Raw genomic sequence first — 20,990 nt, 5'->3', positions numbered from 1 at the left:
ATATGAGCAACGACATTCTCGTAAAAGCCGTTGAGGTCACCAAGAATTTCGGCAGCTTTCGTGCTCTCGATGCCGCCAGCCTCGAGGTAAAAAAGGGTGAGGTCTGCTGCATCATCGGCCCGTCCGGCTCCGGGAAAAGCACCTTCCTGCGCTGCATCAATCTCCTTGAGCGCATGGATGGCGGCGCGATCTGGGTCAACGGCGAACTGATCGGCTACCGGCGCGACGGGGATCATCTGCACGAAATAAGCGACGCGGAGATATCCCGGCAGCGCCGCCGCATCGGCATGGTCTTCCAGAGGTTCAACCTGTTTCCGCACATGACGGCGCTCGAAAACATCATCGAAGGCCCGGTGCAGGTGCTGAACGAGCCGATGGCGGAAGCCAGGGACAGGGCGATGGCTCTGCTCGACCGTGTCGGGCTTGCCGACAAAGCCGGCCATTATCCATCGGAGCTTTCCGGCGGACAGCAGCAGCGCGTGGCGATTGCCCGCGCGCTCGGCATGCGTCCCGATCTCATCCTGTTCGACGAGCCGACCTCCGCACTCGACCCGGAGCTGGTGCAGGAGGTTCTCGACGTGATGAAGGATCTCGCTTCATCGGGGATGACCATGATCGTGGTCACCCACGAACTTGGCTTTGCCCGCAATGTGGCGAACACCGTCGCGTTTATGGAAGCCGGAAAAATGGAGGAGGTCGGCCCGGCATCTCAAGTTCTCAGCATGCCAAAGAGCACTCGTACGGCAGAGTTCATCAAAGCCGTTCACAACTGATAACCACCAGAGGGAAGATCATGAAAAAACAGTTTGCACTCATCGCCCTTGCATGCGCCGTCGGCTCGACTGCGACGGCCGAAGGACTGCCGGAGAAATACAAGGCTGCCGGCAAGATCGTCGTCGCCAACCAGCCGAATTATCCGCCGATGGAGTACCGGGATCCGGCAACCAACGAGCTTATGGGCCTTGATATCGATCTCGAAGAAGCGCTCGCCAAGAAGCTCGGGACGACCATCGAATGGTCCGACATCGGTTTCGAACAGATGGTGTCGTCGATCAATACCGGTCGCGTCGATCTCATTCACAGCGGCATGAGCGATCTGCCGAAGCGCCGCGATACGCTCGATTTCGTCGACTACATGAAATCGGGCGCGCAGTTCTATACCTCCGCGTCACGCAAGGACGAGTTCAAGACCCCGACGGATTTCTGCGGCAAGACCGTCGGCATGAGCCGCCGGACATCCTTCCCGGACGAGGCCGCCAAATGGAGCGCCAAGAACTGCGAAGGGGAGGGCAAGCCTGCCCTGAAGATCGTCGGTACGGAAGGTTCCGCCGATGCCCGTGCACAGTTGAAGCAGGGACGTCTCGACGGCGCGGTTCAAGGGTCGGAAACGCTTCCCTATCTCGTGGATCTGGAAAAGGACACTTACATCATTGTCGGCGAGCCTTTCACGGCGGTCTATCAGGGGATCGCTTTCTCCAAAAAGGATACGGAGCTGCGCGACGCCTATGCTGCAGCGCTTAAGGAGCTGATGGCGTCAGGCGAGTACAAGGCGGTCTTCGCCAAATACGGCCTCGAAAACGCGATGCTCGACGGCATCTACATCAATGGCGAGCCGGTGAAGTAACGCGCCGCTAACCGAGGCCCGGCGCATGTCGATGCGCCGGGACCGCGCTCCAGAGAGTTCTTGCGGTCGGAACCCTGAGATAGCTGCCTGCATTCGCCCGGCGCTCGGCTCGATACTGTTTCTCCGCGTAGACAAGAGAGATATCGTTCATGCTCACCCCAGTGCCTGGCGGAGGTCCGATCGACCGCCTCGCCGGCTTTGTCGCGACGCTGCGTTTCGAGGACCTACCCGACGATGTGATCGCCAAGACCAAGATTCATATTGCCGATACGCTGGGCGCGGCCCTGGCGGGCTCGCGCTCGCGGGAGTTCGCCACCGCGCGCAAGGTGATCAATCGGGGCGGCGAAGCGCGCATCTGGGGCACGCAGGATTTCACGTCGTCGCGTGACGCCGCTCTTGTCAACGGCATTTCCGCCCACGCCTTCGAGCTCGATGATTCCGGTGGATGCGACCATTCCGGCGCCGTCGTCCTGCCGGCCGTTCTGGCAGCCTTGCCGCGAAGCGGGCGGATCGTCACGGGACGCGAGCTTATCTCCGCCGTCGTCGCCGGCTATGATGTCGGCAGACGCGTATTGGAGGCGGCCGGCGGTTATGACAGACATAACGGTCTCGGCTGGCATTCGACGGGGACCTGCGGGACTCTGGCCGCGGCAGCGGCCGTCGCCAATCTCTGGAACCTGCCTGCCGCTGCCTGCCGCGATGCGATCACGCTGGCCACCAGCTTTTCTTCGGGGCTCTGGGGTTTCATCCACGACGGATCGCAGGCAAAGAAAATTCATGCCGGGCGTGCTGCGGAAGGCGGTCTTCTCGCTGCTCAACTTGCAGCGGAAGGCTTTGCAGGTCCTTCGAAGGTTTTCTCGGATGTCTGGGGAGGGTTCTTCAACGCGTTCAACAAGACATCCGGAGAGCCTGGAAAGCTTGCCGAGGCATTGGGAGAGGCCTGGAAGATCAGGCGCGCGGTGCTGAAGCCCTATGCCTCGTGCCGCGGAACCCATTCGGCTATCGACGCGCTGGAGGACCTGCTGTCGGAAACCGGACGGCGGCCGCAGGAGATCGTCTCCATGGAGTTGCGCATGAGCGAAATGCTCATGAATATGTGCGGCAAGAAGGAAAACGGACCGCTCTCCAGCACACAGATGAGCCTTCCATATGCACTTGCCGCGCGGTGCATTTTCGGAACGGCGGGGCTGGCGGCCTATTCCTCTGAATGCAGGTCCGACCCACGCATTCGCCCGATGATGGGGCGGATGAAACTCCAGATCGATGGAACGATGCAGCCTCTGGACGAGCCGGTCGTCATCCTCACTTTTTCGGACGGAAGTCGTGTCTCGCGCATGGTGCCGCGCGCAACGGGATCGGCGGAAAGGCCGATGCAGCCCTGGGCCATCGAGGAGAAGTTCCGTCAACTAGCTGGAATGGCATTGGAAGACAAAGAGGTCACCAGACTTTGGGATTTGGTGAACAGCCTTGAGAGGCTTGATGATTGCCGCCGTCTCAAAACGCTGTTGGCTGGAAACGCCGACGGCAGGCCGGTTTTTTGCTGAAGGAAACGCCGCGTGACATATGATCTTTCACCGCGCCCCTTGAACCCTGCGTTCCCGACACCGGCCATGACATGGCCGAATGGAGCCAGAAGCGCTGTCTTCATCGGGTTCGACGTTGATGCGGAGACTGCCTGGATCGGCAACAATCCCTCGAATGTCGACCGGATGGTGACAGTCTCGCATGGCGGCTACGATGCCCGCGTGGGCATCGCAAGAATCCTGGAACTGATGGATGAGCTGGAGGTGAAGGGCACCTTTTTCCTGCCGGGGTGGACGGCGCTTGCCCATCCTGCGGCCTGCGAACCTATTGTGAAAGCAGGTCACGAGATCGGCCATCACGGTTATCTCCACAAGATGCCGGACAGGGCGAAGCTCGAAGAAGCGATGGAGGAAATCGATCGGGGCTTCGAGGCGTTGGAAAAAGTTCTGGGCGTCAGGCCTATCGGGTATCGCGCGCCGTCCGGCGAGAATTTCCCGGAGCTTCTGGCTTACCTGCAAAAAAGCGGAATCCGCTATTCCAGCTCGTTTCGCGACGATATCCTGCCCTATCGGCATCGGCTGGCCGATGGTCGGTCGGGTCCGGTAGAGATCCCGGTCAATTTTGCCTTCGACGACTGGAACTTCGGCATGACGAGCCGGACGAGCTCGCGCCCGCTCTTCGGCCGCAGGGAGGTCCTGTCACTCTGGATCGACGAATTCGAAGCCACGCATGGCTGGGGCGGAGTAACCACGATGGTGCTGCATCCCCAGGTTTCAGGTCGGCCGATGCGCTGGCATCTCCTCAGGGATTTTTTGCAACACGTCAAAGCAAAGAGCGATGTCTGGATCGCCACCGGCGCCGAGATCACCCGGCACTTTGAAAGCGTAGCCGCGCCGCAGAATTGAAGGCACCGCCTCAAGCAGCTTCCAGTTCGCGGATCGCGGCGAGTTCCTTCGCAAGCTCAGCGGCTTCTATCTTGAGATCATGGCTCGCCTGCATGTTCATCCAGAACTCGGGCGTGGTGCGAAAAAATTTGGCGAGACGCAAAGCCGTATCGGGGGTAACCGCCGTCTGTTCGGAAACCAGCCGTTCGATGCGCGTGCGAGGCACATTGAGACGCTTGGCGAGAGCGCCGGCACTCATGCCCAACGGAATGAGATACTCCTCACGCAGAATTTCGCCGGGATGGACAGGCGGAAGAATACTGGCCATGGCGCTTCCTTTCAATGATAGTCGACGATCTCGACGTTTTCGGCGCCTGCATCCGCCCAAATGAAGCAGATACGCCATTGATTGTTGATACGAATGGAATGCTGGCCCTTGCGATCACCTTTTAGCGCTTCAAGGCGGTTGCCTGGAGGAGAGCGGAGATCATCGAGAAGAACAGCATTCTCAAGAATGGTGAGCTTGCGAATGGCTGGTCTTACCAAATCTGCAGGGAAGCCCTTTGGAGCCTTTCCGCTCGCCACGGCTTCAGTCCTTCCATCCCTGTAAGAACGGATCATCACTAGCCCCCTTTGGAAGGTATCATACCATGATACATTGAAGGGTCAAGGGGGAGTATCAAGGCGTGATACGGCCGCGGTGGGTCTGAACGGTCAAGTCTCTCTGACTGGGGAACCGATCCGCTTTGTGACATAAGGTGACGACGTCAAGACACAATCCACAGCGTCAACGAGTTGAGATGGTCATCACTTTGTTGCAATACCCTGAAATATAAAATCAACCCGTATCAATTTGAAATTATCCGAATGGAAGCTTTTCGGCGATGTTTTAGAGGAATTTTCTGATCTACCCCGATTTGTCGTCGGAAAAATAGAATAACGATCGTGCCGACCGCCTCCCGCGATAAGGGAAAGCCGCTCCGACCGCCGGATAATTCATCTGCCTGTCATCAAACCATTATGCTCGCTGAGCATAGTGGCCGGACCTCTTGTCGCTTCAGTCATGCCGATCCGGGAGCAGGAAAATCTGCCCCAGGGAAGATCACCGGAGATCGATCATGTCCTACCGCATCGATATCGATGGAAAATACCGTTACAACGCAGCCGGCAATCGCACCTCCGCCCTTTCGGATGAGCAGCAGCGCCTGTTCATGGCCGAGATCAATGAAGCGGTAAACGAACGCGCGCGGGCAGGCGGCGCCGACGAGATCGATCCGCTCAACGAAAAAGCCGTCGTCGTCGAGAATGGCGATAGTCTGTGGGAGATCGCCCGCGAGAACAATGTCAGTCTCGATGACCTGCTGGCGACCAACAGGATTGAGCTCGGCACATCAGATGCGGTGATCATGCCCAACGAGGTTCTGATCGTTCCGTTGAGCTCGCCGGAAATCGTGGCGAACGGTCCCACCGGCAGTAACGGGGTGCCGGAGGGCGAAGAGGCCTTCATCAGCGATCTTTATGAGCGGGGCAACGAGCTCGAATATGCCGATGATCCCTCGCAGATCGATTATGATGTGGAAACCCGCGCCATGCAGGAGGATGTCGGGACCTATCTCGACAATCTGCCGGAGCAGGAAAGGCAGGCGGCTGCCCTGCGCCTGGCCGAGAGCGACTGGCGCGATGCCGGTCCGGCTGGCGCCGCGGTTACCGCGGCGATCGAGGAACGTGGTCTTGAGACCGACCGGGAAGAGGTCTTCGCCGGCGAGATCTATGACCGCGGCAATGAAATCCAATATTCGGATGATCCCGATATCGATTATGACGCCGAAACGGCCGAAATCACCGGCGATGTGAAGAACTATATCGAGCAACTGCCGGAAGACGAGCGCAGCGATGCCCTGCAGCGCCTTTTTGATCGTGAATGGCAGGACGCCGCGCCCGCGCAGACAGCGATCGAGAATGCGGCAACCGAGCTCGGCATCACCTTGCGCCCCTCCACCCATGCCGGCGTCGATCTCGAAGACAGGGCCCGGCGAATCATCGATGCGGCCAATGCGACGGGAGAGCCGGACAAAGCTTTCCAGCAATTGAGTGAATCGTATGCCTCAGCGCCGCCCGATCTGCAGCAGGTGCTGCTGCGCTCCGCGGATGCCGATCAGCTGATCCGCGACGCCGCGGATTGGGCGACGCAGCCGCTTGCCGACTACGATCCGGAGACTGCGACCAGCGATCAGGGAGATGCAGCGACGGTGATGGCGAATCTGGAAAGGCTGACGGACGGAGCCGATCCGAAACTCGCCGTTGATCTCCTGTCCGCATCAATGCCGACGATCGAGGCTGCAAATACCCGGCGTCAGGAGATGATCGGCAGTGAGTTGATCGGTATGAATGGTCAGATAGACCTGATGAAGATCATCGACCGTATCGGCGGCACGCCGGGTGCCGATGCCGTCGTCGAACGCTTCGCCGCTTTGGGCGGCTATAACATCAACTCGATACCACCGGCGATCGCCAATGGTTCCCGCCTGGATTATCCGCTGGCCGTAGCTGCGCAATATGGGTCCAGCAGCTCGAATTTCGTCACTGAGAACATCATTCCGAATGTCGAGCAATATGCCACGACGGTGAACGGCAGCGTCGATGCCTATGCCGCCCATATGCAGGAGCTGCAGTGGCTGATCGCCAATCACGGTGCGACGATGACGCCGGAACAGCTCGAGCAGGCCGTCGAGGATTACAAGACGGAAAAAGGATCCGAATGGCAAGAGACGGAGCAGCGTCTTGAAGATGAAATTGCTGAAAACGGCGAGAAGCTTCTTGAGCAGCTGACGGCGCTCGGCGATCTGCCGCCGGAGCTGGCATCGCAGCAATCCGCGGTCGATGAGCAGATTAGCCAGATCCTGTCGGACGAGAAGACGGCGATGGCGATCGACATCGCGATGAAGAAGAACCCCGAACTGCTCGACAAGCCTGAGGTCGTCAGCTTCCTGAGCGGACAGGCCCGTCTGACCGACCGTGGTCGCAAGTTGGCCGAGGAGGCGACTACCCAGATCATCCGGCGAACGGTTCTGCCGTCCTTCAGCGATCTCGACGCTAATAACCCGGCCAGTCTCGAACGGGCTCGCGCAAGCCTTGACGACATGAAGAACAGCAGGTTGTCGTCGCTGTTGGGCATCCCGGAAAGCGACATGAACCGGGCTATCGATGCCGTCAAGCAGTCACTGCCCGAGCCCGGCGATACGGTCGAGCAGGCCAGGGCCAAGATGGCGCAGCTGGACAGTGACCTGAATGGGTTGCGGAGTTCGAGCGGTATCCGGTCCTTCGCCAACACCACGGTTCCCGGGCAGCTGTTGCGCATGGTCGGTGTTGCGGCGACGGGGGCAACGCTTGCGAATTCGGCAACGAATTTGCAGAACGACCCGACGTTAAAGAACGGCCTCAAGGTGGTCATCGACGCCGTTGGACTTGGCCAGCGCACCGTGGAAATCCTCGGCGGAATGGAGCGTATCGACGCGGATTCCGCCGCCGTGCGGCACTTCGGCAGTTCAAGCAGGCCGGCGGTGAAATTCCTTGGCGCGCTTAGCGGAGGGTTTGATGCCTGGAATGCCGTTGATTATTTCAGAAGCGGCGATCCCCTGATGGGCAGCCTGTCCGCGGTGGCGGCCGGCGGTACGGTAATGGCGGCGCTCGGCACCGGCACCATGTTCGGCCCCGCCGGGCTGGTGATCGTCGGAGCAGCGGTCATCGGCCAGATGATCGTTACCGACACGCGAGCCTCCAACGTCTACATGACCGAGACGTCAAAGAATTTCCTGGAACATGCGGGCCTTGACGAGGATGTTGCCGGTGCTCTGGTCGACCAGAGCGGCGACGGATTCAGCCCCGTGCCGATCCTTGCCCGTTATGCCGAGATGAAGGGGTTCAAGCTCGATGACCCAGCGGATCGCCAGCAGTTCATCGACTGGCTGAACAATATGCCCCATGAGAGCCTGGAGGCGCTTCGGGACAACCTGCATCATACGCTCGACGATTTTGACGGCGATATCTCAAAATTGACCGCCACTGCTGACAATGATTTTCAATATACCGATCCCGATGAGCTGAATTATCAGTATACCGGCACCCCGGTCTATGTGCCGAGCCTCGCAGCCAGCATCCAGTCCGGCGACGCCCATCCCTCATCGGTGGCGCAGATCGATGTCGTGCTGAGGGAGCTCGGGATCGATATCCCCGTGGCTTGAGCGGCGCAGCGAGTTCAGCGCCCTGGTGCGGTGTCCGGCGCCGGGGTGTCTGAGACGATTGTGCGCAGCGCATCGAACGTGCCGGACAGGCTTCCTATCTGCGAAAGCATGAGGGGGACGAGGAAGGTCGCGTAGAACAGGATCAGCACGCAGAAGAGCAGGTTTTTGATCGCGAGCGAAAGGTCGAAAATGTGCAGCTGTGGCGAAAGGCGCGAAAGATAGGCCAGCATCAGATCCGCGATCAGCATGGCGAGGACGACGGGGGCGACAAGGAGCAGGGCGATCTGCATGATCCGGTCGAGAGCGCTGAGCAGGGCGGAAGCGGCCTGTGATCCCATGACGGGCGTGAAGCTGACGATCGGCCACAGATCGTAGCTTCTATAGAAGCCGTCCAGGAGTAGGAGAAACCCGCCCGACATGAAGAAGAGCGCCACGAGCGATATGTTGAACAGTGTCGCCGAAATACTGGTTTCGCTTATGGCGAGGGGATCGACCAGCTGCGCGGATGTGGAACCGCGCTGAAGATCGACAAGGTCGCCGGCGACCTCGGCTGCCCAGAACGGGATGCCGAAGGCGATCCCGATGATGATCCCAATGACGAATTCCTTGATCATCAGGCCAGTCATGATGATGCTTGTGAGTTCACGGCTTTCGGCCATCGTGGCAAAAATGCCTGGAATGACGGGAATGCTGATAGCGATCGCCACGCCCGACCGGAGAAGACCGGTGAGGCCGAGACGCGTGAAAGCCGGCGTCAGCACCACCATGCCGAGCGCGCGGGACATCGCCATGGCGGTGGCGATCAGCAGGGGATAGGCGAACTCGATGATGGAATAGGTCGCGGCCGTTGGATCCATCACGGGCGCTCAGCGTGTCACCACGGGAAAGGCATCAAGCACCTGGCCCGCGAGATTGGTTACATGCAGGGCGAGCGCCGGTCCGAAAACGATGAGCACCAGCATCACCGCGACGAGCTTGAAGGCCTGCGGCAGCGTCTGGTCCTGAATCTGCGTCAATGCCTGTATCAGGCCGACGCTGATGCCAATCAGGATGGCGATACCGAGGGCAGGGGCCGAAACCAGCAGAACCGTCAGCAGCGCATTCTGCATCTGGGAGAGAAAGATGTCCTGCCCCATCCCGCTCACCCGTAGCTGAGGATGAGGCCGTGCATCAGGCGCGACCAGCCGTCGACGGCGACGAACAGGAATATCTTGAGCGGGATGGAGATCAGCGTCGGCGAAACCATCATCATGCCCATCGCCATCAGCACGTTCGAGACGATGAGGTCGATGACGAGAAACGGGATGTAAAGCAGGAAGCCGATCTCGAATGCCCTTGTGAGCTCCGAACTGACGAAGGAAGGGATCAGCACGACGAGATCATCCGGCCTGAGATCGGCACGCGCTTCCGGCGACCAGACATTTTCGGTGGCGTTCAGGAAAAATTCCTTCTCCTTGTCGTCGGTAAACCGGGACAGATGCTCCTGCAACGGCGGACGCAGTCGCTCGGCGGCTTCCCTTACGCCTTCGAGCGATTGCAGATCGATGGGGCGGCTTTCAAGCAGGCGGTACATGTTTCCGACCAGCGGCGTCGTGACATAGACCGTCAGGATCAGCGCAATTCCGTAAAGCACGAGATTGGGCGGCGACTGCTGGATGCCCAATGCATTGCGGATCAGGAAAAGCACGATCGATATCTTGAGAAAGCCCGTCATCGTCACGACCGCGAGCGGAATGAGCCCGATCGTCGAAACCAGCAGGATGATCGGTAACAGGTTCGAGGAGGCACTATCCATTTTCGGCGATACGCACCACTCGAACGCCCAAGCCCTCACCGATCTTCACGAGATCGCCCTTGCCGATGCGACGGCCATTGGCGAGGATATCGACAGCGCCGTCGACGCCGGGTGAAGTCAGGAGCAGGCTGCCTTCCCCCAACTGCCGGATTTCACCGAGGGAAAGCTCCCGGCGGCCGATCTCGAACACCAGTTCGACCGGCAGATCGTTGAGATCGACGTCTTCCGCTTGCGGCTTGCCCGAGGCCCGGCTTTTCGATTCCATGATTGTTCCCTGATTTTGATTGGATTTGCGCCACGGACCGGCGGCCCTGTAGCCATCCGGACCCTTGAGCGCGCGTGCAACATATCGGCTGGCGAGAAGCGCTTTCGCCTCATTTTCCCGCACTTCATCCATGAGGACGATATCGCCCGGCCGAAGGCTGACGAGCTCGGCAGAGGTGAGCGACTGACGGCCGGCGGATATTTGCAACAACGCTGGAATATCGTCGCCGATCGCGTTCTGCGCGGGCGGGGAGATGCGGGAGAGAAAGTTCGCCAGGACTTCCAGCGCGCCGGCCGGCAGATGCAGTTCGGCGGTTGCCGAGACATTGCCAAACGCCACTTTCCACGCCGTCATGATCAATGGTGCTTGCGGTTTCCCGGAACCGTCAAAATGGATCGGCTGTTCGACGGCGCTCTCTATGTTGTCGAGCGCATCCGCCAGAACATGCTCTGCAAGAAGCGCCAACAAGTCAGGGGAGAGGTCGGAAGCCATTTTCCCGCCCGTTACCGGCTCGAGGATCCGTTCCGCAATCACAAAGGGCAGGGCGAGGTTCCCTTGCCACGGGCCGATCGTCAGCGGCAATTCGACTGCCGGCCGGGTGATCGACGCCGAGGGATCGGCGATGCGGATTTCGACCGTCTGGCTTTCGTGCGTCAGGCGCAGCGGCGGGCGGGGGCAATGAATCGTATTCAGGCTTTCGACGCACTCCATGGGCACCTTTGGGAGCCATCTGGCTGCCTCTAGGGCTTCCGACGCAGCGGAAGCCGCATGAATCTGTTCCGCCCTCACTTGCTCGTGCGCCTTCCCAAACCGGGAGCAGCACGCAAGGCTGTCTGCTCCTCCTCTTCCAATTCGTTTTGCAATGCCGCTTGCCTCTGCCTTTGCTCAAGATCCTGCCGTGTCATCAAAAGGACCTTGTCATGCTCGCGCAGCCGCTGGCGGTGTTCCCCCAGCTTTTCCTGCTGCCGCTGTGTCTCGTCTGCCAGGACATGCTTTGCGGCTTGCTCCGCCTCTCTCAGCTCGTCCGCCTTTTGGGCGAGCGCCGCCATCTTCTCGCGTTCCTGCGCGAGCATTTGGCTGCTGACGGGCTGAAGCCCCATCTGATCGATCGTTGCCTGCTCCTGTTCACGCCAGACATCGTCATGGTGGGCAATGTTCTGGATTGCCTCGTCCACGCCGCTTTCCGCCTGCCGCCGAGCCCGGTTCTGCAGCAAAAGCGCATTCTCGCTGAGCCTCATGCGTATGCGGCGCAGTTTCAGAAGCCTTTCGAGGTTCCGCTCCTTGGTCATGAGGCGAGTTCACCCATTCGCGCGACCGTGGACAAGAATGCGGCGGGATCGCCGGTCTCCTGCTTCAGGAAATCCTCGATGCGTTGCCGCTTGTCGATCGCCTCGTCCGATTTCGGATCGTTGCCGCGTTGGTATTCGCCGACGCGGAGAAGAAGTTCGATATCGTCGTAGCGTGACAGAAGCTCGCGGATATAAGCGGCGCTCGCCCGATGCTCATTCGAGGTCACGCTGTCCATCAATCGGCTGCGGCTGCGCAAGATGTCGATCGCCGGGAAGTGATTGCGCTGGGCGAGCTCGCTGCTCAGCACGATATGGCCGTCGAGAATGGATTTCGTTTCCTCGGCGACTGGGTCGAGCGTGCCGTCGCCCTCCGTCAGCACCGTATAAAGCCCAGTGATCGACCCGCCGGCGCCGGGTCCCGCGCGCTCCAGCAGTTTCGGCAAGGCGGCAAAGAGCGACGGCGGAAAGCCGCGTCGGGTCGGCGGCTCGCCCGCCGCCAGGCCGATCTCGCGCTGCGCCCTTGCAAACCGGGTGATGCTGTCCATGAGCAGCAGGACGTGATGGCCCTGATCGCGGAAATATTCAGCGATCGTGGTCGCCCCATAGGCGGCCTTGACCCGCTCCATGGCCGGGCGGTCGGAGGTGGCCACCACGACGACGGACCGTTTTCTCCCCTCCGGGCCGAGCTGGCGTTCGATGAAGTCGCGCACTTCGCGTCCGCGCTCGCCGATGAGCGCGATGACGATAATGTCGGCCTGCGTGCCGCGCACGATGCTGGAGAGCAAGGCCGATTTGCCGACGCCGGGCTCACCGAATATGCCCACGCGCTGGCCGCGGGCAATGGTCATGAAACCGTCGATCGCCCGGATACCCAATTGCAGGGGCTGGTCTACGAGATCGCGGGAAAGCGGCTGTGGCGGTGCATTGTGGGTCGGGTAATAGGCGGCGATGCGCGTCTCCGTCTTGCTTTCCCGGTTCAGGATTTCTCCCATCGGGTTGAGAACGCAGCCGAGCAGGTCCGGGCCGACAGGCACCTGCAAAGCATAGCCCATGGGAATGACCTCGGCCTGTGTCGACATGCCGTCGAGATCGCCGATCGGCGTCAGCACCGCTTCCTCATCGTCGAAGCCGATCACTTCGGCAGGCACGGTGCGGCCCGAGATCGGATCGCGTAGATGGCAGAGTTCACCAATGCGTACCATGGGCACCGTGGCATGGACGATGATGCCCGTTATCCGGCGAACCCGGCCATTCAACGGGCGCGTCTCGGTCGCAAGGACAGTCTGGTGAAGCTGTCTCATACGCTGGTTGAAGCCTAGCGTCGCCATCTCACGCGCCATCGGATTCGGGCTCCTGATGCGCGGCGGTGAGCGCTGCCCTGATGACAGACAGCTGCGAATCGAGACCTGCACTCATAACCGCGACGGGAGTGGCGATGACACACTGATTGCCGGTCAGGCGGGCATCCGCCACCACGGCAAATCCGGTTTGCGCGATGTCCGGACGGCTCTCGCCAATCAGCTTCTCCACTTCATCGGCAATATGAGGCGCAACGCTGATCGTCACCTGCTGTTCGCGGCGAAAGGCAGTGAGCGCCTGCTGAGCCAGCTTGCCGACGACTTCGGCATCGCGATAGCGCCCCAGCAGCTTCTCGATAACGGCAAGGCTGAGATCGACCACCTCCTGGTCGAGCCCCGCCAGATAGCGATTGGCCTTCGCCGCAATGCCGGCAAGGAGAGCGGCGGCTTCGCGTTCGCCTTCCTGTCGCCCTGCCTCGAACCCCTGCCTGCGGCTTTCCTCATAGGCATCGCGCGCCGCGCTGAGCTGGCGCTCCGCCTCCTGTTTGGCCGCTTGCAGGAAGGCATAACCGTCGCTCCAGCAATCGGCATCCTCATGCCGGATGATCTTCACCGGCGGCTTTGAAGGAAGTGCATTCATTGGCGACCGTCGGCAATATCTGCAGCATCGCCCGATTGCGCGAGACGCCGCGCGATGGCCAGGCATTTCTCGCGCTTTTCCGCGCTGGCGGGCGGAGCCAAGGAGTAATCTTCCGGTAGTTTCAACCGCAGCCAGGCATGAAGAGCGGGCGGCATCGATGCGTACCAGCTTGCAAGGCAGGCATCGCCGTCACGCTGAACGTGTTCCCTCAGCGCCTCCGGATCGTCGGGCTTCGGTTCGCCGCCGGCGAGATCGCGATGGGCAAGCGCAAGCGTGAAGGTTGCCTCGCCGACGATCTCCTTCAATGCCGCGACAGCGTTGGCGCGGATTTCTCCTGAAAGAACATGGGCCCAATAGATCGCACCCGCGGACCAGGCGAATTCCTGGAACTCGTCAGACGACATCCGCATCAGCCGCAAATCGCCGTCATCGACGGCCATTTCGCCGGGAAATGCGGGCAGGCCATGGTGATCGGCGACCAGCCGCTCCAGACGCTTGGCAATACGGGGAGAAGCCGCAAGTTGCTCGGCTGCCTTCGGCGTGACGACGCCATTGAAGCAGGCGGCAATGTGTGAGGGATGCAAGAAGCGCAGCGGTGTCGCGGCAATGCCGGCCCATTGCTCCGCCGGCTCCCTGGCTTTTTCAGCTCCCACGAATTCCGCCGCTGTCATTTATTCGGGCTTATCGGTTCAAGTTGATAGGTCTTGCGGCCGCGATCTCGCCACAAAGTGTAGGCGAGTGCCCCCGCAAGGGCCAATATGGCGGCGAGGAGCCCGCCGAAAATCCAGATCACGCGGCTCATGCTGGCATCGAGAACCCAGATGCCGAGGAAAGGCGTGAGCTCGGTGGGAGCCGGCGCAAGCCGCGACACGGGAGCGGCAACGGGAACGACGGAAACCTTCTCATAGGTCAATCCCGCAATGCCATTGGCCACGAGCGTCTTGATCTGCGGTATCAGGGCGTTGATGTCGAGGCTCGGTTCGTGGCGGATAAAGACAGAAGCCGATGCCGGCGCGGCATTGCGCTGGAGCGGATCGTTGCCCGGCAGGACGACATGGACCCGCGCCGACAGAACGCCGTCAATTTCGGACACCGTTTTCGAGAGCTCTTCGCTCAGCGCATAGATCATCTGCGCGCGTTCCTGAACCGGAGAGGCGACAAGCCCTTCCTGCTTGAAGACGCTGCCGATGGACGCGAACTGCTCCTTCGGCAGGCCTGCCTCGCTCAGAATGTTGACGGCTTGCGCGAACTGGCTCTTCTCGACGGTGACGGACAGCTTGCCGTCCTTTTGCACCGCGCGGCTTGCCGAAATGCCGTTGGACAACAGCGTCGCCACCATCGTGTTGGCTTCGCGTTCATCGAGGTTCGAATAGAGCTCCGCCTTGCACGCCTGAAGCAGAATCGCGGTGGCGGCGATCATCACCCATCTTACTGCAATGTGCCGCACCCGCGGTCTCCCTCTGGCAACTGGATCATTGGCCCTTGAGAAGGGTGTTGGCGGCGCCCGAAACCTGCGTGGCGCCGCGCACCACCATCTGGGTTTCGATGGAATGGTCGAACATCATGCCGAGGGAGGCGACGACGCGCTGAATCTGCTTGTCTCCGACGCTCTCCGCCTGAGGCGCCGTCGAGGAGGCGCTGTTCCCCAATTCCTTCACATTGGCTGAAAAGCTGGCCGGGGTCGGGGTGTCCTGGCCGTCGATAAGGCGTTGCGCCCGGCTCGAAAAGCTGCCGCTGCGCTCGACAAACCCCTTGAGGTCATTGAGCATGGTGCGACCGAGATCGACGGGGCTTGCCTGCTGCGGCAGGATACGCACATTTTCAGCCATGAACTCGAAGAGGTTCTGCGCGTTTTGCGAAACGGGCGAAAGAGGTCCCGTATCGGCGGCAGCTCCCGGCAGGGCGGTGATCGTCTGGATTCCGGGCATGATCGGCTCCATTTTTCAAAGCGCGCCTGTTCCAGGCGAGCGGATTATTCGTCGGACATCGCTTCGTTCAGGATTTCATTGGATTGCTGCATCATAAGCTGTCCGATGAGTGTCGTGCCGGCCTGGCTCATGGCCTGCTCCAGGGCGGCATCGAAAGCTTCCTGGTTGGCCTGGTCCGGCGTCGGCTCGACATTCGCTGTGGCATTGACCGGCTGAACGGACATTCGCTTCTCCTATCGTTGCTGACTGGTGGTATCTGAAAGCTGCTCGCGCGACGCCGTTTCGGCAGTCAGGGTCGGGCGGCTGGTGACGAGCTCGTCGCGACGCCCGCCGCGGAACACCCGCACGCGGGGATCATCAGCCTGCGTTTGTGGCGGCGGTTGGACTGTCGACACGACCTGGCGGACCATCGCGATATAGGATGGCGGGCCGGATACGCGCAGCGCGGAAGAATGCGGCGTGAAATAGATGGAAAAGCGGGGATCGGTCAGCCGCAGGCGCTGCATCTCGTCAAGGACCGTCGCGCCGCTGGCGCGGCCCGCGTCGATGATTTGCGTGGTGAACTCCTCGCTGGAATTCACATGCAGGACAGAACCGTCGAAATACCAGACGAGGCCATTGGCGGCGGCAAGCTCGCGCAGGAATTCGCCGGCGGTTCTTGCCCTGATCTCGCCCCGCACCTGGCCGCGGACCCTATCCGATATATCGATGGGGATACCGAGATTGCGGCCGAACTCCCTTAGCGCGCTGGGCGCATCCTGATCAATGAGCACATAGGCATAAGGCCTGTCCAGGAGATCGAGCTCAGCACTATGTGCGAAGGACGTGGCGGCCAGCCACGCAATCCCGCTCGCAGCCAGGGCGATGCTCCATCGTCTGCCAGCAATCTTGTCCATCATGAACATCGCTGTCTGCACGAGGCCTCCGAATCGAGCGGGAAGGGGCTTACAGAGTGTAACGGCTGGAGCTTGCCGCCCCATGCCTCTACTTGGAGGTCAGACTATAGGCAAAGATTTCGAAATCAAGTGACAATTATTCGTCAATTCAAAAATGTATAAATAAATACAACAGGTTGATACAATATGTGATTTCGCTAATTTTCGTTCAAAACGTGCCGGAGAAAACGAACTGATACAATAAAATTTTTGTTTATGAATTCGTTATCCCGAATTTTTGCGCGTTTATGACACGGATCGGTCAAAATTGAACCCCTATTTATTGGGTTGCCACTTCATTAAAACCACTTAGATTGCGGCTGCCCGTGATGGTTCCGTTGCGTCTCGCAGCGAAAGCTCCGGACCTGCGGGGGCACGCAGGCATGCAATTCACCGTCTTCAAATGTCCACTATCTGAAGGAACATTCATATGAGCGGCGTATCAGGAATCCCCTCGTCGACCGGTTCGGACGCTTCGATCTCCAGGATGGAAGCGGCTTTCGACAAGGCTATCGAAAAGTCGGCCAAGGTGACCGAGATCACGACGGAAAAGAAGGCGGCTCTCGACGCTGCCAAGCAGCGTCCGCAATAATCCAAATTTTGAGATCCGCGGGTGGCAATGCGCCATCCGCGGATTTTCCAGCGTAAATTCGAGTTATTCCCTTGTTATCCGAGCCGGAGCGGTAATGCCCGCCGCGGTGTCGTGAACGGTCAGGTCGTTATAGCTGGAGCGTTAAGATCATGGGATCTGTTGCTGGACTTCCGGTTCTTCATTCCGATGTGCGGTTTCATGTGACGGCAGGCGTGCATCAGGGCGTTTCCATCCCGCTGGAGGGCATGGCCTGGCGCATCGGTTCGACATCTGAATGTGATCTGATGCTCAGCGATGCCGGGGTGGCGGCGAATCACGCGACCCTACGCCTGGAGCGCTCGGCGGTTCTCATCGAGGCGACCGGCGGCCCGGTCACGGTGGTGCGCGGCCCCCACATACCGGTAGGCCATGGTGCGCGGGTTTCATTGCCCGCCGAGCTTCAGCTTGGCGACGCGCGAGTGAAACTGTCTGGCCGCCAAGCCCGGCGTTCCACTCGCATTAATATTCCCGGTGGACGCTGGATCGCGGGGAGCGCGGTTTTGTCCTTGATCTTCATCGCGGCGGTCAATGCCGGCGCCGGGGGAATGTTCCAGCCGCGGCAGGAGCTGGCGGCGCTTGGTGCCGTGCGCACGGCCCAAGCCACAGACCCGATCGAAACATCGACTGCGTTAGCGACGAATTCGCCGGAGACCGCGTTGGCCGAAAAGCTCCAGTCAAAGGGGCTGGATCATCTCACCGTCGACACGGACGGCGCGCGCCTGATCGTAACAGGCAGCTTGCCACCGCAGCGGCACAATGACTGGGTCGATATCCAAAAGTGGTTCGATCAGACCTATGGCCGTACCCATGTCCTGGCGAGCGAGGTCGGTCCTGAGGCGCCGAAGATGAAGCCCAGGTTCAATCTGCAGGCCATATGGTTCGGAGAAACACCTTATGCCGTCGCGGCCAACGGCGCGCGGCTCTATCCGGGCGCGGTGCTGCAGGACGGATGGGTGATCAAGGATATCAGCAGCGGACGCATGGTGGTTCGCAAGAACGACGAGGAATTTACATTAACTTTCTGAACGGCCGGAAAGGCCGCGGGGAACAGGTATGACGCTTGAATTACGCCGGAACGGCGATTGGCAGCGTAGGGAAGCGGGGCTGTCTGCCGCAAGCAGCGTAACGGAAACTGTCGTCTCCAAACATGTGGACGCCTTCGAAGCGCTTCTGGGGAGTGCGCAGCGACCGGGAGGAAGGGCCAGGAACCCGATCCGGGAGGATATCTCCCGACTGGCGAAACCGAAGGTCAGCGATCCCAGCATGTTCAGCGCCGTCCGGTCGCAGGAAATCCTCGAGCACGTCATGCAGGATCTGTTGCCCGGTCTGGGCATCGAGGCGGAAATCGCCTCGATCACCGCTTCCGTTCTCGCCGAGGAAATCGAGAGCCGCCGTGATCTACACGACCGCATGGGCCGCGAGGCGGACAATCCGGAGATTGGCGGGTGGGAGATGGCGGAGTGACGGTCGATACGCGCCAGAGCGCCGAGTTCCTGCATGGTCTCGGCTATCTCTATTGCCGCGGGGGAAACCGTGATCGCGGGCTTGTTTTCCTGCTTCTGGCGACGCGGATCGCGCCCGAGGACACCGGTATCCTGCGTACCCTCGCCACGGTGTTTCTTGAGACAGGGGCCGCCGACCGCGCGCTTTCGGCAATAGAGAGGATCAGCGAGATCGAGGGGGAGGACACCGCCGATCTCCAGCTTTTGAAAAGCCGGGCGCTATGGCTTAACGGCGAGAATGCGCGGGCTCATCTCACATTTCTCGACTGTCTCAAGAACAGGGCCGCCGCATGAGCACGGTCGCCGCCCTGAACGGGTTCGCCAGGCGGGCCGCCAAGCGCTCCGACGTCGTCATCGCCGCGTTCATGATGCTGGCCATCGTGATGATGATCATCCCGATGCCGACATTCCTCGTCGATATGCTCATCGGGCTGAACATCGCCTTCAGTCTGCTCATCCTGGTCGTGGCGTTCTACATCTTCAAGCCGGTGCAGTTTTCCGCGCTGCCCTCGGTCATCCTGCTCGCCACGCTCTTTCGTCTTTCGCTCTCCATCACCACGACGCGCCTGATTCTTCTGCAGGCCGATGCCGGACAGATCGTCTCGGCCTTCGGTGAGTTCGTTATCGCCGGTCAGGTGATCATCGGGCTGGTCGTCTTTCTGGTCATCACCATCGCCCAGTTTGTTGTCATCACCAAGGGTGCGGAACGCGTCGCCGAAGTGGCCGCGCGCTTCACCCTCGATGCGCTGCCCGGCAAGCAGATGAGCATCGACAACGAGGCGCGGAACGGCGACATCGACCAGGACGAGGCACGGTTGCGCCGCCGCAATCTGGAGCGAGAGAGCCAGTTCTATGGCGCCATGGACGGCGCCATGAAGTTCGTCAAGGGCGATGCGATCGCCGGGCTGATCATCATCGTCGTCAATCTCATCGGTGGCCTTTTCGTCGGTATGATGCAGCATGACATGCGCTTTTCCGACGCCGCGCAGACCTATTCTCTCCTGTCGGTCGGCGACGGCCTGATCACGCAAATTCCGGCGCTTCTGATCGCGGTTGCCTCGGGCGTGGTCGTCACTCGCGTCGCCTCCGAACGTGAGCAGGACCTCGGCTCGGAAATCGTCGGTCAGCTGGTCGCCGATTCCCGAGCGCTGGCGCTTGCCGCAGCCCTTTTGTTCGCCATGGGCTTCGTCCCGGGTTTTCCGACTTTCGTATTTCTCGGGCTTGGCGCGGGCGCCGGTGGGCTTGCTTATCTCATCCACCGGCGGAGTTCGCCGGGAACGGCCGAGGAGCAGCAGGAACCCGAAATCCTGACCAATGCGCGGGAGGCCGATCATGCAGAAGAAGCGGCTGTCCTGGGTAGCAAGCTGTCTTCGCGCCTCGTTGCCTGGATTGGCCGCGATCTGGCGGCGCAGGTGCATCCGCAGGTTTTCCGGCAACTGGCTGACCGGACGCGCCACGATCTTCTCAACGATCTCGGCGTCAGCGTGCCCGCCATCGATCTGATGGCCGATCCCCGATCGGACGGAGAGGATTTCCGCGTCGATCTCGAAGGCGTGCCGGTGGTCAGCGGGGCGATTCCGGTGGGTTATCTGCTTCTGACCGGCGATCCGGTGGACCTCGATCTGATGAAGATACCCTATCGGCGCGGTCCGGCACCGACGGGGGATCGTGAGGCCGTCTGGATCGAGGACGTCCATGCCGGGGCCTTGCGCAACGCCGGGATCAGCTTCGAGGAGCCGTCGTCGGTATTGGCCCACGTTCTTGCCGATGTGCTGCGCCGATATGCGTCGCATTTCATCGGACTTCAGGAAACGCGGCTGCTTCTGACGCAGATCGAGGAAGACTATGGGGATCTGGTCAAGGAGGCGGTGAGTGTCGCTTCTCTCCAGAAGATATCGGAAGTCCTCCGCCGCCTGGTTGAAGAGGATATTCCCATCGGCAATCTCCGGGCCATCCTGGAAGCGATCGTGGAATGGGGACCGCGCGTCCCGACGGCTTATGGGCTGGTCGAGCATGCGCGGGTGGCGCTCGCCAGGCAAATCAGCCATCGCAATGCCGAAATGAACCGCGTCATCTCGGCCTACGTCCTGACGCGGCATGCCGAGGAAGCCTTGCGCGCCGCGCTCGAGCGCGGAGAGGCAGGGGGCTTTGCCGGCGTTCCTGAGCAGATTTCCAAGCCGATTATCGACCAGCTTAGGCGATATGGTGAAAAGGCCAGCCCGGATGCTGTGCGGGCGGTACTCACATCAATGGATATCCGCAGGCATTTGCGCAATCTGCTCGTTCGCAATGAAATCAGGCTTCCCGTCCTCTCCTACCAGGAAATCGCGTCCGAATTCAGTGTCCAGTCCCTGGGCGCCATTTCCCTCCCGCCCCCGTCGCTACGCCAGATTCGCAATAGCGAGCCCGCCGCGTCGTCCCAGGCTTGAACTGA

The 20,990-nt window shown here is 60.5% G+C and carries 24 protein-coding genes; 10 read left to right on the top strand and 14 right to left on the bottom strand.

Annotation, left to right across the window (positions count from 1 at the left end; genetic code table 11):
- Positions 1–2 precede the first annotated feature (2 nt).
- The 4 genes from ATN84_RS22945 to ATN84_RS22930 all read left to right on the top strand — a co-directional run bounded on the left by ATN84_RS22945 (position 3) and on the right by ATN84_RS22930 (position 4,053).
- A complete protein-coding gene (locus ATN84_RS22945) occupies positions 3–773 on the top strand; it encodes an amino acid ABC transporter ATP-binding protein (RefSeq protein ID WP_068884839.1) in 771 nt (256 codons plus the stop codon).
- A 20-nt stretch (positions 774–793) separates the two neighbouring features.
- Positions 794–1,624, top strand: coding sequence for an ABC transporter substrate-binding protein (locus ATN84_RS22940; RefSeq protein WP_068884838.1), 831 nt, complete (start codon positions 794–796; stop codon positions 1,622–1,624).
- A 149-nt stretch (positions 1,625–1,773) separates the two neighbouring features.
- The gene (locus ATN84_RS22935) at positions 1,774–3,168 is read left to right on the top strand and encodes an MmgE/PrpD family protein (protein WP_068884837.1); all 1,395 of its coding nucleotides are present in this window, start codon (positions 1,774–1,776) and stop codon (positions 3,166–3,168) included.
- A gap of 12 nt (positions 3,169–3,180) precedes the next feature.
- Positions 3,181–4,053 (top strand): polysaccharide deacetylase family protein, encoded by an 873-nt coding sequence (locus ATN84_RS22930; RefSeq protein ID WP_068884836.1) that lies wholly within the window; start codon positions 3,181–3,183, stop codon positions 4,051–4,053.
- A 10-nt stretch (positions 4,054–4,063) separates the two neighbouring features.
- Here the strand turns inward: ATN84_RS22930 and ATN84_RS22925 are convergent, their stop codons facing one another.
- A complete protein-coding gene (locus tag ATN84_RS22925) occupies positions 4,064–4,360 on the bottom strand; it encodes a HigA family addiction module antitoxin (protein WP_068884835.1) in 297 nt (98 codons plus the stop codon).
- An 11-nt stretch (positions 4,361–4,371) separates the two neighbouring features.
- Positions 4,372–4,653 (bottom strand): type II toxin-antitoxin system RelE/ParE family toxin, encoded by a 282-nt coding sequence (locus tag ATN84_RS22920; RefSeq protein ID WP_068884834.1) that lies wholly within the window; start codon positions 4,651–4,653, stop codon positions 4,372–4,374.
- Between the two features lie 497 nt (positions 4,654–5,150).
- On the opposite strand from ATN84_RS22920, the gene ATN84_RS22915 reads away from it, so the two are divergent.
- Complete coding sequence (locus ATN84_RS22915; RefSeq protein ID WP_068884833.1) at positions 5,151–8,273, top strand: LysM peptidoglycan-binding domain-containing protein; 3,123 nt, start codon at positions 5,151–5,153, stop codon at positions 8,271–8,273.
- A 14-nt stretch (positions 8,274–8,287) separates the two neighbouring features.
- On the opposite strand, the gene sctT is transcribed toward ATN84_RS22915, so the two are convergent.
- From sctT to ATN84_RS22855, 12 genes are all read right to left on the bottom strand, one after another.
- Complete coding sequence (gene sctT, locus ATN84_RS22910) at positions 8,288–9,130, bottom strand: type III secretion system export apparatus subunit SctT (RefSeq protein WP_068884832.1); 843 nt, start codon at positions 9,128–9,130, stop codon at positions 8,288–8,290.
- A 9-nt stretch (positions 9,131–9,139) separates the two neighbouring features.
- Complete coding sequence (locus tag ATN84_RS22905; RefSeq protein WP_068884831.1) at positions 9,140–9,409, bottom strand: EscS/YscS/HrcS family type III secretion system export apparatus protein; 270 nt, start codon at positions 9,407–9,409, stop codon at positions 9,140–9,142.
- Positions 9,410–9,414: 5 nt separating this feature from the next.
- A complete protein-coding gene (gene sctR / locus ATN84_RS22900; RefSeq protein WP_068884830.1) occupies positions 9,415–10,068 on the bottom strand; it encodes a type III secretion system export apparatus subunit SctR in 654 nt (217 codons plus the stop codon).
- Positions 10,061–11,044, bottom strand: a complete 984-nt coding sequence (sctQ, locus tag ATN84_RS22895) for a type III secretion system cytoplasmic ring protein SctQ (protein WP_068884829.1) — start codon at positions 11,042–11,044, stop codon at positions 10,061–10,063. The genes sctR and sctQ overlap by 8 nt, the downstream gene beginning before the upstream one ends.
- A 74-nt stretch (positions 11,045–11,118) precedes the next feature.
- Positions 11,119–11,622: a hypothetical protein gene (locus ATN84_RS22890; protein ID WP_068884828.1), complete on the bottom strand. Its 504-nt coding sequence runs from the start codon at positions 11,620–11,622 to the stop codon at positions 11,119–11,121.
- Positions 11,619–12,923: a FliI/YscN family ATPase gene (locus ATN84_RS22885; RefSeq protein ID WP_425287445.1), complete on the bottom strand. Its 1,305-nt coding sequence runs from the start codon at positions 12,921–12,923 to the stop codon at positions 11,619–11,621. The genes ATN84_RS22890 and ATN84_RS22885 overlap by 4 nt, the downstream gene beginning before the upstream one ends.
- 28 nt (positions 12,924–12,951) lie before the next feature.
- Positions 12,952–13,560, bottom strand: a complete 609-nt coding sequence (sctL, locus tag ATN84_RS22880) for a type III secretion system stator protein SctL (protein ID WP_068884826.1) — start codon at positions 13,558–13,560, stop codon at positions 12,952–12,954.
- The gene (locus ATN84_RS22875) at positions 13,557–14,213 is read right to left on the bottom strand and encodes a hypothetical protein (protein ID WP_153020358.1); all 657 of its coding nucleotides are present in this window, start codon (positions 14,211–14,213) and stop codon (positions 13,557–13,559) included. Before ATN84_RS22875 ends, sctL begins: the two co-directional genes overlap by 4 nt.
- 14 nt (positions 14,214–14,227) lie before the next feature.
- Positions 14,228–15,007 (bottom strand): type III secretion system inner membrane ring lipoprotein SctJ, encoded by a 780-nt coding sequence (sctJ, locus tag ATN84_RS22870; protein ID WP_244491178.1) that lies wholly within the window; start codon positions 15,005–15,007, stop codon positions 14,228–14,230.
- Positions 15,008–15,032: 25 nt separating this feature from the next.
- The gene (locus ATN84_RS22865) at positions 15,033–15,488 is read right to left on the bottom strand and encodes a hypothetical protein (RefSeq protein WP_201026432.1); all 456 of its coding nucleotides are present in this window, start codon (positions 15,486–15,488) and stop codon (positions 15,033–15,035) included.
- Positions 15,489–15,532: 44 nt separating this feature from the next.
- Positions 15,533–15,712 (bottom strand): hypothetical protein, encoded by a 180-nt coding sequence (locus ATN84_RS22860; protein WP_068884823.1) that lies wholly within the window; start codon positions 15,710–15,712, stop codon positions 15,533–15,535.
- A gap of 9 nt (positions 15,713–15,721) precedes the next feature.
- Entirely contained in the window at positions 15,722–16,405 is a 684-nt protein-coding gene (locus ATN84_RS22855; RefSeq protein WP_153020357.1) for a type III secretion protein, read from the bottom strand.
- Between the two features lie 448 nt (positions 16,406–16,853).
- Here ATN84_RS22855 and ATN84_RS27605 point away from each other — a divergent pair, with 448 nt between their 5' ends.
- The 5 genes from ATN84_RS27605 to sctV all read left to right on the top strand — a co-directional run bounded on the left by ATN84_RS27605 (position 16,854) and on the right by sctV (position 20,985).
- Entirely contained in the window at positions 16,854–17,015 is a 162-nt protein-coding gene (locus tag ATN84_RS27605; protein WP_201026431.1) for a hypothetical protein, read from the top strand.
- A 149-nt stretch (positions 17,016–17,164) separates the two neighbouring features.
- Positions 17,165–18,079 (top strand): SctD/MshK family protein, encoded by a 915-nt coding sequence (locus ATN84_RS22850; RefSeq protein WP_068884821.1) that lies wholly within the window; start codon positions 17,165–17,167, stop codon positions 18,077–18,079.
- A gap of 28 nt (positions 18,080–18,107) precedes the next feature.
- Entirely contained in the window at positions 18,108–18,518 is a 411-nt protein-coding gene (locus tag ATN84_RS22845; protein ID WP_068884820.1) for a hypothetical protein, read from the top strand.
- Positions 18,515–18,850, top strand: a complete 336-nt coding sequence (locus ATN84_RS22840) for a tetratricopeptide repeat protein (RefSeq protein WP_068884819.1) — start codon at positions 18,515–18,517, stop codon at positions 18,848–18,850. The genes ATN84_RS22845 and ATN84_RS22840 overlap by 4 nt, the downstream gene beginning before the upstream one ends.
- Entirely contained in the window at positions 18,847–20,985 is a 2,139-nt protein-coding gene (gene sctV / locus ATN84_RS22835) for a type III secretion system export apparatus subunit SctV (RefSeq protein WP_068884818.1), read from the top strand. The genes ATN84_RS22840 and sctV overlap by 4 nt, the downstream gene beginning before the upstream one ends.
- Positions 20,986–20,990 lie beyond the last annotated feature (5 nt).

It is taken from the genome of Paramesorhizobium deserti (genome assembly GCF_001558695.1).
Classification (GTDB): domain Bacteria; phylum Pseudomonadota; class Alphaproteobacteria; order Rhizobiales; family Rhizobiaceae; genus Paramesorhizobium; species Paramesorhizobium deserti.
Note: the sequence above shows the minus strand (reverse complement) of the source record. Positions and strands in the feature narration are given on the sequence as shown.

Coding starts and splice junctions, on each gene's coding strand:
- ATN84_RS22945 (WP_068884839.1), top strand. CDS start 3: ATGAGCAACGACATTCTCGTAAAAGCCGTTGAGGTCACCAAGAATTTC.
- ATN84_RS22940 (WP_068884838.1), top strand. CDS start 794: ATGAAAAAACAGTTTGCACTCATCGCCCTTGCATGCGCCGTCGGCTCG.
- ATN84_RS22935 (WP_068884837.1), top strand. CDS start 1,774: ATGCTCACCCCAGTGCCTGGCGGAGGTCCGATCGACCGCCTCGCCGGC.
- ATN84_RS22925 (WP_068884835.1), bottom strand. CDS start 4,360: ATGGCCAGTATTCTTCCGCCTGTCCATCCCGGCGAAATTCTGCGTGAG.
- ATN84_RS22920 (WP_068884834.1), bottom strand. CDS start 4,653: ATGATCCGTTCTTACAGGGATGGAAGGACTGAAGCCGTGGCGAGCGGA.
- ATN84_RS22915 (WP_068884833.1), top strand. CDS start 5,151: ATGTCCTACCGCATCGATATCGATGGAAAATACCGTTACAACGCAGCC.
- sctT (WP_068884832.1), bottom strand. CDS start 9,130: ATGGATCCAACGGCCGCGACCTATTCCATCATCGAGTTCGCCTATCCC.
- ATN84_RS22905 (WP_068884831.1), bottom strand. CDS start 9,409: ATGGGGCAGGACATCTTTCTCTCCCAGATGCAGAATGCGCTGCTGACG.
- sctR (WP_068884830.1), bottom strand. CDS start 10,068: ATGGATAGTGCCTCCTCGAACCTGTTACCGATCATCCTGCTGGTTTCG.
- sctQ (WP_068884829.1), bottom strand. CDS start 11,044: ATGGAGTGCGTCGAAAGCCTGAATACGATTCATTGCCCCCGCCCGCCG.
- ATN84_RS22890 (WP_068884828.1), bottom strand. CDS start 11,622: ATGACCAAGGAGCGGAACCTCGAAAGGCTTCTGAAACTGCGCCGCATA.
- ATN84_RS22885 (WP_425287445.1), bottom strand. CDS start 12,923: ATGAGACAGCTTCACCAGACTGTCCTTGCGACCGAGACGCGCCCGTTG.
- sctL (WP_068884826.1), bottom strand. CDS start 13,560: ATGAATGCACTTCCTTCAAAGCCGCCGGTGAAGATCATCCGGCATGAG.
- ATN84_RS22865 (WP_201026432.1), bottom strand. CDS start 15,488: ATGCCCGGAATCCAGACGATCACCGCCCTGCCGGGAGCTGCCGCCGAT.
- ATN84_RS22860 (WP_068884823.1), bottom strand. CDS start 15,712: ATGTCCGTTCAGCCGGTCAATGCCACAGCGAATGTCGAGCCGACGCCG.
- ATN84_RS27605 (WP_201026431.1), top strand. CDS start 16,854: ATGAGCGGCGTATCAGGAATCCCCTCGTCGACCGGTTCGGACGCTTCG.
- ATN84_RS22850 (WP_068884821.1), top strand. CDS start 17,165: ATGGGATCTGTTGCTGGACTTCCGGTTCTTCATTCCGATGTGCGGTTT.
- ATN84_RS22845 (WP_068884820.1), top strand. CDS start 18,108: ATGACGCTTGAATTACGCCGGAACGGCGATTGGCAGCGTAGGGAAGCG.
- sctV (WP_068884818.1), top strand. CDS start 18,847: ATGAGCACGGTCGCCGCCCTGAACGGGTTCGCCAGGCGGGCCGCCAAG.